7 protein-coding genes are annotated in these 13,653 nt (G+C 59.5%); 4 read left to right on the forward strand and 3 right to left on the reverse strand.

Annotation, left to right across the window (positions count from 1 at the left end):
* The first annotated feature begins 49 nt into the window (after positions 1–49).
* The gene (dcd, locus tag KTAU_RS02655) at positions 50–664 is read left to right on the forward strand and encodes a dCTP deaminase (protein ID WP_151726897.1); all 615 of its coding nucleotides are present in this window, start codon (positions 50–52) and stop codon (positions 662–664) included.
* Between the two features lie 197 nt (positions 665–861).
* On the opposite strand, the gene KTAU_RS02660 is transcribed toward dcd, so the two are convergent.
* On the reverse strand, positions 862–6,303 hold the full coding sequence (locus tag KTAU_RS02660; protein WP_151726898.1) for a HEAT repeat domain-containing protein: 5,442 nt from the start codon (positions 6,301–6,303) through the stop codon (positions 862–864).
* A 458-nt stretch (positions 6,304–6,761) separates the two neighbouring features.
* On the opposite strand from KTAU_RS02660, the gene KTAU_RS02665 reads away from it, so the two are divergent.
* From KTAU_RS02665 to KTAU_RS02675, 3 genes are all read left to right on the forward strand, one after another.
* On the forward strand, positions 6,762–8,528 hold the full coding sequence (locus KTAU_RS02665) for a glycoside hydrolase family 3 protein (RefSeq protein ID WP_151726899.1): 1,767 nt from the start codon (positions 6,762–6,764) through the stop codon (positions 8,526–8,528).
* A gap of 92 nt (positions 8,529–8,620) precedes the next feature.
* Positions 8,621–9,070: a hypothetical protein gene (locus KTAU_RS02670; RefSeq protein ID WP_151726900.1), complete on the forward strand. Its 450-nt coding sequence runs from the start codon at positions 8,621–8,623 to the stop codon at positions 9,068–9,070.
* A gap of 18 nt (positions 9,071–9,088) precedes the next feature.
* Positions 9,089–10,972 carry a lipopolysaccharide biosynthesis protein gene (locus tag KTAU_RS02675; RefSeq protein ID WP_151726901.1) on the forward strand — a complete coding sequence of 628 codons (1,884 nt, stop codon included), beginning with the start codon at positions 9,089–9,091 and terminating at the stop codon, positions 10,970–10,972.
* Here KTAU_RS02675 and KTAU_RS02680 read toward each other — a convergent pair.
* Complete coding sequence (locus KTAU_RS02680; RefSeq protein ID WP_151726902.1) at positions 10,953–12,065, reverse strand: DmpA family aminopeptidase; 1,113 nt, start codon at positions 12,063–12,065, stop codon at positions 10,953–10,955. The genes KTAU_RS02675 and KTAU_RS02680 overlap by 20 nt on opposite strands.
* A 135-nt stretch (positions 12,066–12,200) precedes the next feature.
* Positions 12,201–13,424 carry a glycosyltransferase gene (locus tag KTAU_RS02685; RefSeq protein ID WP_151726903.1) on the reverse strand — a complete coding sequence of 408 codons (1,224 nt, stop codon included), beginning with the start codon at positions 13,422–13,424 and terminating at the stop codon, positions 12,201–12,203.
* Positions 13,425–13,653: the final 229 nt, after the last annotated feature.

Genomic DNA, 13,653 nt, shown 5'->3' on the forward strand with positions numbered 1-13,653 from the left:
GCGGTGGTCCGTAGAGCCAGTTCATCCAGCGCGGAGGAAATGATCATCTATGCTGCTATCAGATAAGCGTATCAAAGAGGAGCTTGCACGCGGCAACATTGTTATTGAACCTTTCGACGAGCGCCAGCTCGGAACCAACTCCTATGATTGCCGTCTGGGTGAGTGGTACTTTCAGGGCGATGCGAACGTTGAGATCCTCCATCTAGACAACCCGGAGGAGATCCGACGCTACTGGGGCGAGCCACGTCGCGCCAAGAATGGCCAGATAGCCATTCGCCCAGGGACAACCATTCTCGCCCATACGCAAGAGATCATCGGTGGTCGCAATGGCTATCTGGGGAAAATGTACGCACGCAGCACAGTCGCTCGCTCGGGCCTCTCGGTCTGCCGCTGCGCCGGTGTGGGCGACGTAGGCTATATCAGCCGCTGGACAATGGAGATCAGCAACCATACCATGACGACCATTGTCGTTCCCGTCGGCTTCCGCATCTGCCAGATCACCTTCGAGTACGTCGGTGAGACACTCAAAGAATATCAGGGGAAATATGGGCAGCAGCAGGAATGGTCGCCCGAGGATATGCTGCCTAAAGCGTACCTGGACTGGGACTATGCACTCTACAGTCAACACTGCCGGCGTCACCTGGAAGCCGAGCACGAGGTCTAACCAACCAGGCCAGCCTTCTCGGCCAGGCCGGCCATCGCCACCTGCCTTATCCACAGCGCCTCAGCCCTCTTCGCGCCTCTCAGCAGCAGGATGGAGCTGGTCCGGCCCGGCCCGGCCCGCTCCAGGGGCGCCCCAGCCAGGCTTTACCTGTTCGTTCCACCTATCAGCAGCAATGACTGACAGTCTGCTGCGCGTACTCAGGGATTTTCCGCCCCTTGAAGCAGATTGATCTGCTCAACAAGCTGAGCATTGTGGGCATGTAATTGATTGATCTGGTCCTGTAACAGGCGCTTCTCCTGTGTGACTACATTCAAGCGTTCCTGGAGACGCTGAACGGTCTGCTGAGCCTGCTCTAGCTCCTCGCTCCTGGCCCCCTGCTCCTGTTGCAGGCGCTGATATTCCTGTGTTACACGAGTCAACTCTTGCCGCGTCACCTCCAGCTCTTGCTGTGCTTTCTTAAGCGATTCTTCGAGATTTTCGCGCTCATGTTCCATATCGCTCAATTGGCTACGAGCCTGCAGAAGCTGCATCGTCAAATTGCGCATATTCTCCTTGTGGGCCTGCTCAACACTCTGCAAATCGTTTTCCAGGCGAGTAATGTAGGCCCCATAGCGCCAACCCAGCAGCACCTCCACCAGATCGCGCTCTGCACTGCCTTCCTTCAAACGCTGGCGCAGCTCCTCCAGGGCCTCGACATTCCAATGGCCTCCAGCCAGAAGGCCGCCAAGGGCCCGCAGAGAAATCTCCAGCTGATCGGGACTCTGGAGGCGTTCCTTATTGAGAGTGAGGCCATACTGACTGAGACTCAGAGCCAGTTCGCTGATCTCAGGATAGGCCCGCAGCATGCCCAGCATACTGACCACTAGATTGGCCAGATCCGGCGGGGTCTCAGGATCATGATACATCTCCCACAGGGCTGTCTCGCCCTCTCGGCCCAAGAAGAGAAAGCAACGCATCAAGAGTTCCTGACGCTCCGAATGCGCATAGAGGGCCTGCACCAGATGCTGGACGATATACTCCCCTCCCATGAGCAGCAGCAGAGCCAGAATGCGGCGGCAGAGCCGTTCATCGCTCTGGGGATGCTGGACATATTCCAGCAAGGCCGGAACCATCTCTTGACGAGAAGGATCAGCACTGTTCGCTTCATCATGGATACGCTCCTGCAAGAGCGTTGCCGCCATTGCGCTTTCCTGAACTGTCCGGCTGGCCAGGTGAGCCAGAAGCTCATCCTTAATGACAAGCGTCGGCATACTGCGGAAGATCTCAAGGGCCGCTTCACGCCGCTGACGATTAGCCAGATCGCTACAGGCAGCCCAGATAAAGGGGAGGGCTGGCGTACCAATATCGCGCAGAATACGCCGAGCGGCACGCGCCACCTGGGGGTCAGGATCGGTGATTAGCTCGCCTACCGGAGCAACCGCCAGATCACCCAACTCGACCAGGGTAATCTCGGCCCCATGCCGCCGCTCCTCCGAGCGGAGAGCCGCCACCAGCCCCGCCAGCGCCTCGCGTCCAGCAGGTGTGAGACGGCGTCGGGCCAGGCGGGCAAGCACGTCTGAGACCCCTCCGAGGAGATAGGCATCGCCCAGGCCGTCCAGGAGAGCGGGAACAGCCAGATCGGCGAGATCGCCAGCCAGGATCGCCACCAGGCTCTCATAGGCGCGTGGCGGCAACGAGGGACCAAAGAGCTGAACCACCTGCTCGACAGCTTCCGGCTGTTGGCGCACGAGCGAGATCACTAATTGCTGCGCCCGCCGCCGTGCCAGCTCATCCTCCTGAGCCAGACCCGGAATGATGGCCGAGAGAATCTCTGACCCAAAGAGCAGCAGGATCGAGACCGCGGCATCACCACGCTCGGGATCACCCAGCAGATTGATGAGCGGAGGCACGGCCTCAGCAGGATAGCGTACCAGATACTCTGCCAGTACCGGGCGCCAGGCCGGGCGATTCAGCACTTCAAGGAGAGCAGGCACCAGGACCTGCCCGGCCATACCATCGAGAATCTGGCGGACATAGCTGCGAGTGCGTGCATCGGGGTGGAAGAGCTGCTGGACAAGCAGCAGCGCGGCCTCGGCCCCCCGCTCCTGGAAGATCTTCGCTACCTGCTGGACCTGGGCCTCGCTTCCGTGGGTCAGGACAGCGATGAGCTGCTCACCAGGAAACGGCTCCATGCCAAGAATTGCCCGCCTCACCCGCGTCGCCACTACGGTTTCACACTCCGGCTCGACATCCAGTGCATCCAGGAGATCAGAGAGAGCCACCTCACGCAGGCGGCTCAGCGCCAGAATAGCCTCCTCATAGACGAGCGTCTCCTTGCTGTCCAGCAGACTGATCAGCGGCGGCACCACCTGCCCATCGGCGAAGCGCGCCAAGGCCCGGATAATAGCTACCGTCAGCAGCGGCTCGCTTCGCGCCTCCTGCAGGAGGCCGATCAGCGCCGGGATCACGCGCGGATCATCTAACTCTTCCAGTACCTGGATCAGCAGCTGGGTACGACCAGGGACAATCTGCGGTAAAGCTTGCAAAATCGGCTCCAACACCTCTTCGCCCATCCCGCTGAGGATACGCGCCGCCAGACTGGCTACCTGCTCTTCTTTGCTATGTAGCACCAGCTCGATCAGGCCCGGAATACTCTCGGGCACGTAGGCGTGCTGCAAAGCGATCCCTACTTGCTGGCGCACCAGGGACGAAGTATCGGCCAGAAGCTTGAGCAGCAGGGGCAAAGCCTGCAGGTCGCGGATGCCGCCGAGTACCTCGACCAGGCGGGCCCGTACGACATCAGTGCTCTGGCTTTCTAACTGCTTCAGGAGCAAAGGCGTCAGGCGCGCATCTCCCTGCTGCAGGACACGAATAGCATTGCGCACCAGCAGCTCGTCTGCGCTGGCCAGAGCCTGGATGAGAAGCTGAACACTCTCGGGCTGCGGCTCCCTCTGCAACTGACGAGTCAGCAGATCACGCGCCGCACGCTGTACCTCGGGTGGCTGCTGCCCAGACAGGAGAGGGCAGACCGCAGCGAGAACTCGCTTACGCTGTTCCTCAGAAAGCGCACGTTGCGCATCGCTCTCGCTGAGAAAATAGTCAAGTACCACTAGAATGGCCCGCTGCACCTGACGCGCTGCCGTGCCACTGGGCAGATACTGCTCTAAGGCATCGAGCAGTGGCTCCAAGGCTCGCGCGGGACCGAGGCGAATCAGCGCTTTGAGCGCCCCCTCGACGATCACCTGCTCGCTATCGGCAAGGCAATCAAGTAGAGGGTCTACGGCTTGCGGCGCATCACAGCGAGCGAGGATACGCACCGCTGCCGCCCGCAAGCGTAACGAATGATCAGATGCTGGCTGCAGCAATTCAGCAGCATAGGGAATTACTCCTTCACCCAGGCGCCCTAAAACGGGGATGAGACGCCGGACCTGGCCATCATAGGCAGGCAGGTCGATGACCTCGTAGAGATAATCGAAGAAGCGATCCAACAGCAACTTCTGGTCGCAGAGCCGCAGCAGGTTTTCAATGCCAGGTACCATCACGGTCGGCAACAATCCCTGATAGATCTCCAGAGTGCCTTCCGCGGCGAACCGCCCAATTAGACGAGAGAGCTGCTCAACACCTGCTGGATCACGCAGGATGCCACTGAGCAAGCGTAAGAGGCGAGGTGGCAGGCTCAGCGGCTCGTCGGCCATTGAACGCGGGGGACTCCAGGCGACACCGACACAGATAAGCGCCAAAGCTCCAGCAGCCACGGCAGAGGAGGGATGCGCTTCTCCCAAGCCAGCAAAGCGCTCCGCCAGATCGAGAGGCTCATCGATAATGCCCGCCCACAGCGCGACTGGACCCGCCCAGCGCGCAGCATCACTACAGCAGAGTGCGAGGACTGCCTGCCGTCCCTCCACTCCCTGGCCTGCCTCCTGATCAGCCTCTAGCAAGACAGAGGCCACCAGGTACTCTACCAGCCAGAGATGACGGAAGCGCAGGCAATCGCCGCCAAGCACTAGCAGACCAGCAGCCTCCAGACAGCTAAGCTGGTGTTCGAGGAGCGATGGCTCAGCCAGCGGAGCCTGGAGATCCTCTGGTAGCACCAGCCCCTGTCGCAACAGGATCGAGCGATTCTCTTCGAGCCAACGAGGCAAAGCCAGAGCTGCTACACGGGCCACCGTTTTCTGACGGCGCCCTTGGGCCACAGGCAGAACGATGAGATTGCGCGCTCCACTCAGGTAGAGCACCCAGGCCAGCCGGCGGAGCAGCGCCACTACTTCTTCTTCTGTCAGACTGTGCTTGCCCCGGCGCCAGCGCTTTTGCCGCAACTCCCGCATCAGCAAGAGGTGTACTAAATGAGCGAGGAGGCGGCCACGACTATCGAACTGCCCAGGATTTCCTAAATCGAGGGTATCCAGAATCTCCAGAAAGCTAAAGAGGGTGAGCGGCACACTACACAGATAGCGCAGGCGACTATCTTCGAGCGCACGCATAATCTGGCCAGCGGTGTACTGTCGACGCGTCACAATCTGCTGCTCCCGCAGCGCCTGCTCAACGAAGCGACGGATTAGCACGGGCGAGAGTGGAGTAAGGACAGCACAGGCCATCTCTCCTTCTGTCAACAAGCGCTCCAACTGCGGCAGAGCGTCATGAGCCAGATCGCAGGCACTCACCACCAGGCGATTACCCGTCTGACTCATGAGATAGCTCAGCTCAGAGATGATAGCCTCGCGGAAAGCCGCTTCGATCAGATGGAAATCATCGCAGAGGAGCAGTAGCTGGCCACGCTCCGCTAGCTGGCTCAGATAGGGCCGCAGATGGCGCAGACCTGGGGCCTGGCTCTCCAGGAGGAAGTCAAAAAGGGTGGCCTCGGGCTGCAGGCCAACCAGCGCTGGCTTGTGAGAGGCTGCCTCTTGGCCCTCCTCATCCGCCTTCACTACCCCACCCCTGCCCTGCCCTCCCTCCTCCACCTCCGAATCAGCTGCGCATACGATCGACGATCGCCTATTAAGATAGAGGCTATAGTGCTCTAGAGAGAGATAGACGGGCAATCTCGTATCTTTTCCTCTATTGCGGAGGAAAGCATCGAGAGTAGATCTCAGCAGCATGGAGAGGGCAAAAGTTTTCCCAGCCCCCGAAGTTCCTAGCAGTAGCAGCTGAGCAGATGGCTCCTGCAGCAAAGCGGAGAAAGAGAGGTCCTGTTTATATGGCAGAGCACTCTGATCAGTGATATCCTGATAATAAGCGAGCGCTGTTTCATAGATATCAGAGGCAGTTGACAACGGGAGTATAGCCAGCGGAGCTGCCGGGGAGGAACGCACGGCTCGGGCATAGGCGCGGAGGGCCAGCGGGCGGCGCAGCAGACCAGTGATCACAAAGACAAGGAGGCCGACCCCTACAGGAATGGCCAGCGGCCACCATCCACCGAAGGAGAGCGAAGGAAGCCAGGAAGCAAAAGACAGTAACAAGGCGGGCTGACGGCCATCTCCCCGTCCTGGCGGCCAGTGAGCGGCCATTCTCTGCAGCCAGTACAGCGCCAGCTCAGCAGCAAAGCCAGCTGTGGCGGCCAAAGTCCCAGCTAGCAGCGGCCAGGCGAGTAGTCGCAGAGCTGCAGCCCTGCCTCCCAGTTTTTGTACGCTTACGAGGGCCTGTGGATGTCGTTCCGCTCTCATTCCGTCCAGCGACCTTTCGCAGAACTTGCCGGTTGATAGCAGTCACAGTATAGCGTAGCAGCGGCGACTTGAACAAGTGTCAACATGGAGGTAACCAGCAATCGTGCAGAGCCGATATACAGGAAGGCTATCTTCTTACCGAGACGACTTATGAACCTGGTGTCACACAAAGCCAGAGAGAAGGGCAAGCTCGCGCGACGTGCTATCGACCCAGAGTAGAGGCTGCCCGCGATGCTTGCCTGCTTTCAGCCAGTCAACAAGTCTATTGAAAGACCTCCATGCTTCCGCCTCCACTTTCCTGCTGCCTGGCCAGAGTACGGACAAAAGACCCTGGACCGGCAGGCAGGCTATACGTCATTGGTAATAGCAGCAGAACAAAGCAAGCAGCAAGCTCCTCTGTTAGAGCGAAGAGAGAAGTGCGTCCCTGTCAGAGGGCACTATGATGAGGTATCACCAACATGGAGAAAGAGCAACCACCCGGCCAGAGCAAAGCAGCAGAGATTCCAGAGATCAGCCAGGAAGATGAGGAGGATACTGTCAAGCTGGCCATGATCAGGATTCCCGGCAGGCCCTCGCCCATTCGCCCCTCCCCGAGAGCTGGCGGCGGGAGCGATGCCAGAAAGCTACAAGCGCCTCTCCTGGCGCCGTTCACCTCCCCAGAAGCGGCTGGAGCCGAGCCGAAGCAAAGCGAAGAGGAACGGGCTGAGCAGATCGCCCAGGAGGAAACGCACGAGCTACCCCTGCCTCCGGCACCGGCAGAGGCAGAGTCTCATCTAGCCGAGATCGAAACTGCCAAACTACCCGCTGCTGCTCCCGTGCCTGCCTTCCCTCCCCCCACATGGGTCGGCGTGGCAGAGCGAGCCGCCGCCGCTCTCGCCTTGCTACCCACGCGCCAATTGCCGGCCCTGAAAGCAGCTGTCAGGCGTGAAGAAGAGCGGGCCAGGCGACTCAGCCGCGGTCAAGCCTTTTGCCTGATCATGCTCCTGCTCATCCTGGTAATCAACGCCAGCACTAGCAGCCTGGCTCAGCTGCTGGGACCACAAGGCTGGGCCTTTATGCTTTGGGGTCCAACAGCTGGCTCTAACAACGTCTTACAGCAGATTCGTTCGGCTTTGCCCTCCGCTACGCCGTCAGCCCACGCAACGGAGCAAAGCTCACAGCAGCTGACACCTGCAGCCTATATCAATCTGATTCTACGCACCATGACTCTTGACCAGAAGCTGGGGCAAATGCTCTTTGTACAATTCACTGGCCCTTATTATTCGCTGGATCTCAGCACGATGATCACACAAGAAAATGTCGGTGCAGTGATCCTCTTCACGGCAAACAATAATATCATGAGCATTCCTCAACTGAAGCAGCTGACTCAAGAGATTCAGAACGGGGCTCGCACCGCAGGAAGCGGTATTCCTCTCCTCATTGCTATTGACCAGGAGGGAGGGCTAGTCGATCGCCTGCGCAACCTCGATGGTCCTCGCCCCTCAGCCGCCGAGATCGGCGCCACCAATGACCCCGAGCGCGCGCGGGCCGCCGGTCTACAGGACGCTCATGATCTGGCATCTTACGGGATTAATCTGAATCTTGCCCCTGTCGTTGACGTGACTAGCGTCTATAACCCTCAACTGGACACGCGCACGTTCGGCAGCGATCCTAGCGTCGTGACACGCATGGCAGGGGCATACCTGCAAGGACTACAGCAGAGTGGCCAGGTCTTTGGCACCCTGAAACATTTCCCGGGCCTGGGCGATGTTAGCGTTGACCCCCACAGTGGGCTACCTGTTCTCACGCGCAGTCTGACTCAGCTGGAGGCCAACGACTGGTTACCGTATCGCACGTTAATTCAAAAAGGACAGGTCCACGCGATCATGGTAACCCATGAGATCGTGAAAGCAGTCGACAGCAGTACACCCTCTTCACTATCACCTAAGGTGATCACCGGTATTCTCCGCCAGCAGCTCGGCTTCCAGGGCGTGGTCATCACCGACAGCCTGACGATGGAGGGGATCAGCGCATACTACAACGAAAGCCAGGCGGCAGTGATGGCGGTCCAGGCCGGGGCCGATCTGCTTATGGGGCCGATCTCAGCGCAGACAGCGGCCTCCATGTTGGAAGCGCTGAAATCAGCAGTGCAAACGGGAACATTGAGCGTTCAACGAATCGATGAGTCTGTACGCCGTATTCTGATGCTGAAATACCAATTGGGGCTGCTGCATTTACCACAGTAGCTCTCTTAACCGTTCAGAGTAGCAGAGACGCTTTCTTTTGATGCTTCTTTCTGTCCTTGACTGACCTTCTATTGTAAAGAGAGAACACCATAATGCTGCGGTTAAGTGTACCAACAGCTGAGCAAGAGAAACGCTGGCATATTACCGCCATCTGTCTGATCGTTATTGAGACCTTGCTCTTGTTAACGGCACTGGCGCCAGCCCAACTCTGGACACGCCTGCTCCCCCAGTCAGCGGCAGCGGCCCTGGATGGCCCCTACCCCCCAGTCCTGGCACCTCTTGTGGCGGCTTTGCTCTATGTGCTCCCCACCCTGATCGGCTTCCTCTGCCGCGCCTGGCAGCGAGCGTTGCTCTATGCTTCGCTGCCAGCCTGGTTCAGCCTGGGTCTCTTTCTAGTGGCGGCCACCTCCAAGATCGGAGCTTTCTACCTGGTCTCACCGGACCATGTGACAGCCAACGTCAGCATCCTGGAGTTGTTCGCCTTGCTGGGTGGGATTGGTTGGCTAGGGCGACATATCTTCAAGCTGCACCAATCTGGTTAAAGGTGTATACTACGAGCTATGCAGCGACCCAGGTTTCACCCTTTACGATTGAAACGCTTCTATACTGGTCAGCTCACCAGCGAGGCTTCTCAACTCGATCGAAGTGCGGCAGACCAGCCCGTGCCACTGGCAACGCTGCAGGTGGGACCAGGCAGACAGGACGGCGACCAGCGAGACGACCCGCCGCCGAGCCATCCTCCTCTCGCAGAGGTGGTCAGTGCCAGCATAAGTAGCGCCAATACTGTCAGCGATAGCAGCTCCGCGATCAGCTCAGAGCACAGTAGAGCTGAGGGCGAAGCGCGCCATTTGCTGCGCCGAACCCCCATCAGCTATTTGCTCAATCAGGCATACGGACTGTGGTTTTTCCTCTCTTCATTCATTCTGACGCTCATCATTACCCGCGCGTTTGTCAATAGTCATGAACTCTATGGCGTCTACGCGGTAGCAATGTCGGCCTTTAATACCATCGCCTACATTGTCGCTTTTGGGCTGGAGGATGCCACAACCACCTATGTGCCCAGAGTCCTGGCTGAACATGGGCAGCCGGCTGCAGCGGCCTTGATTCGGCGTTTGCTCCTCTTACGCAGCCTGACCCTGGTTCTGTGCATGGGAGTAATGCTCTTCGCCCTACCCGCCCTGGCCTGGCCTTTTAGCCTCCTTCCCAGCTCGTGGACCTGGGCTAGCGATCTGGCCAACGGGCTGCGCAATCCCCAGCTTCTACGTCATATCACACCTATCGCCTTCTACGTCCTCGGCAACGGCATCTTCAGTTTGCAAACCGCCGTCTGTGCTTCCTTCATGCGCATGCGCCTCGTCTTCGTCATTGGCAGCCTGTCCCAGTTGGTGCAACTTCCTCTGAGCTACCTGGTGCTACGGCTGGGCGGTAGTGTCGATGGTCTGCTCTGGATGCAGGCACTGGTCTCGCTCGCCAGCGCTGCTGCCTTCCTCATTTGGCAAGCGCCGCTCCTGCTTCAACGCGGAGCGAGTTATCATCAGCCGCTCAAGCCAGTGATCCGTCTTGGGCTTTCGGCCTGGCTCACCAATCTTGTTTCTGGCGCCTTACTCAAGCAGACAGTAATCATCCTACTGGGAAGTTTCGCCGTGCCACTGGCAGAAATTGGCTATTTTAACCTCTCCTACCAGCTTGGTCACACCGCCAGCCTCCTTATGGTGACCGGCTTCGGTGGGGTAGCCGGCTCGGCCTTGGCGGCGGCCTTCGTTGGCCAGAACTATGCCCGGCTCGCGCGTTCCTGGCAGGCTCTCATCAAGATCGAAACGCTGCTGGCGGCGCCGGTATTGGTCTTTAGCTTCTTCAACGCCTCCCTGATTGCTCACTTGCTCTATCAAGGCTACGAGCCAGTTGGGCCGCTTCTGGCCCTCTTCCTGATCTTCCAGATCCTCATCCGAACCCTCGGTACCAGCATCCATCAGTCAACGCTCTATGTGGTGGGGAAAGCCTGGCAGGTAGTGCTTGGCCAGTGGATCAGCCTGCTCTTGCTCATCATCCTTGGGGTCGTGCTGATCCCTGGCTGGGGGCCGGCGGGCGCCTTGATCGCCGATGGACTGGCTCAGATCATCGGCGGTGCCTTGCTGCTCGGCTTCCTCTGGCGACTCCTGCCAGAGCGCTATCCCCTCGGCTACACCCTGCGCTTGCTCCTGGCCCTGGCCCTGGCCGCTACACCATCGCTGCTGCTGCGTCCGCATAATTTCCCGACGCTCACTCTGGCAGGCTTTATCTATCTCATAGGGGCAGCCCTGCTCCTGCTCCTGATCCGGCCTCTGACTCAGGAGGACCTGGCGCTGTTGCGCTCTCTGCACCCGCGGCTCGCTAGCTACCTGCGACCCTTCGCGCACACCCGACGCCGTGCCGGAGCGCAGGCCGCTAGCGATAACGCGCCATGATGCGTTGCAGCTCATCCAGAGGCAAAGCATAGGCGGTACGACCCTGCCAGCCACTGAGCGTTTCAGCCGCGGTGAGTGCGTTAAGAATGGCTTCTTCGACCGCCTCAACCGCGGCCTCAAAGAGGAGGTCAAGCCGATCATGGGGCAACATCGTCAGAGCGTAGGGCCGCAGTTGGCCCGCGGGCAGATGGTTGCCGGTGGCGAAAGCCAGGAAGAGGTCTCCGCTGCCATTGCTGGCGATACTGCCCACACGTGCCAGACCAAGAGCGGCGCGGCGTGCCAGGCGCTTACACTGCAGGGGCAGCAGCGGCGCATCTGTGGCAATAATACCAATGATCGAGCCGGCCCCCTCTCGACCAGCAGCAGGCGGTGGAGTAGACCAGGGGCTAGGGACCTTCTCATAGCTGAGTTCACGGCCCACGGGTACACCGGAGACGCGGAGCAGATGGCGTGCACCATAGTTAGCCTGGACCAGGGCCCCCAACACATAGCGAGCATCGTCCAAATTGACCAGGCGCGAGGCAGTCCCGATTCCTCCTTTCAGCTCGTGACAGATCATACCTGTACCCCCTCCCACATTCCCTTCGGGAACGCTTCCCCCCTTGGCCGCCCTCAGCGCCTCAAAGACATGCTCTTTGCGCACATGGAAAGCAGCAATATCGTTGAGCCAGCCGTCCCAGGTCTCACCTACCACCGGCAAGGCCCCAGCCCATGACGAAGAAACCGCCGCCAGACCAGCCTCACCCTGTTGCTCCATAGGAAAGGCGCAGAGGGCATCACGCACTACCCCAACAGCGTTGGTATTGGTGATGGCTATAGGTGTATGCAGCAGGCCAGCCTCTTCTATCCAGGCCGTGCCAGTCATCTCGCCACAACCATTGAGACTGAAATAGCCGGCGAAGGCCTGATCCGTCCAGATCTTTCCCTCACGCGGCACAATCACTGTGACCCCTGTGCGCGCCACCCGCGGCTCATCATAGATCAACGTACAGTGGCCCACCAGGACCCCAGGTACATCGGTAATGGCATTGAAGCGACCCGGCGGGAGATGCCCCACAGTGATTCCCAGGTCACGCAGGCGCGCGCGTGTCATCACTCATTGCTCCTCCTCATGAGATCAATCCTTTTTTTCATATTCTATCTGCCACAGCCGGGGGAGGGGGCTGGCGGTCGCCCACTTCGACCTGGCAGAGCGCCAGTCAGCGAAGAGTCGCCCGGCCCGGCCACCCTACTGCGCTAGCAGGTAGCGTGCATCACTGAGCAGCTCGGCATAGACATCCAGCACCTGCGAGGCGATCTGCTGCCAGTTAAAGCGCATCACCGAAGGACGCGCGGCCCGGCGCATTTGAGCCAGTAAGAGAGGATGACGCAGCATGAAATCCAGGCGCTCAGCGAAGAAGCCCGCGCAACGGGGCACCAAATAGCCAGTCTCGCCGTGGCGCACGATCGCTGCCAGCCCCCCGACGCGTGTCGCTACCACCGGGGTGCCACAAGCCAGCGACTCTACCGCCGCCAGGCCAAAGCTTTCGTTACAAGAGGGCACGACTGTTACATCGGCGGCACTGTAGACAAAGGGCATCTCGCACGGTGGCAAAGCTCCTAGAAAATGCACCCGAGCCGTCATCCCGAGCGAGGCCGCCAGCCGACGCAACTGCTGAAGCTCGCGATCACCGCGCAGCTTGCCCCCAACAATGACGGCCTCAGCCTGTTCTTCCATCAGCGCCAAAGCGCGCAGCACTAGATCAGGCCCTTTGAAAGGGTCCAGGCGTCCCGCAAAGAGGAGCAAAGGACGGTCCAGCGGCAAGCGGTAGCGCTGACGAGCCTGGAAGCGATCCTGGGGGACAAAGCGACGCAGATCAACGCCACAGGGAATGACACTAATGCGGCCAGGCGAGGCTGCATAAAGATTCATCAGCTGGAGCCGCTCCTCAGCTGTCGCGGCAATAATACGATCGGCTTCGGCCACGACCTGTTTTTCCATCTCAGTGCGCAGGGGAGGCTCCTGACTGGTGGGATCACTGAGCAGCTTCACCTGGGCCAGGGTGTGAAACATCGTCACATGCGCAACATGCCAGCGACTCGCCAGCTCCAGGCCGGCGCAGGCAGAGAGCCAGTAGTGACTGTGAATCAGATCATAGCTCAGGCCCTCAGCTTGACGAAAAGCCTCGACAGCGGCACAAAACTGGGGGAGATAGGGATAGAGATCGTGCTTCGGCAAGCGTGCGACCGGTCCGGCCTCAACCTGAATGACTCGCGTGCGGGGTCCAAGCGGAACGATCGGAGGAAGATGGTCCTCAGTGCGACGGGTAAAGATATCAACAGCAACCTGGCGCTGACCAAGCTCGCGTGCCAGAGAACGAATATAGACATTCATGCCGCCCGCGTCCGGCGTCTGCCCCGGCATGTCCAGCGGAGACGTATGGACGCAGAGCATGGCAATGGCATGCCTCATAAAGCGCAAACTCCTTCCCCTCACAAGAATTGGCTGAAATCGTTATGAGTTGCAAATGCGGGGCCAGCGCCCTTCGCTTGCCATCGAGAGCAGATGCGCGGACACAGGCGTCCCTCCTTTCCTCTCCTGAAAACAGGCGGAAGACAACAATGTACCATGATGGCTACAGCGCCATGCTGTAGCCATTACATAGAACACGCGGGCAAAGCTCGGATATTTCCGCTGGGGC

It is taken from the genome of Thermogemmatispora aurantia, assembly GCF_008974285.1.
GTDB lineage: Bacteria > Chloroflexota > Ktedonobacteria > Ktedonobacterales > Ktedonobacteraceae > Thermogemmatispora > Thermogemmatispora aurantia.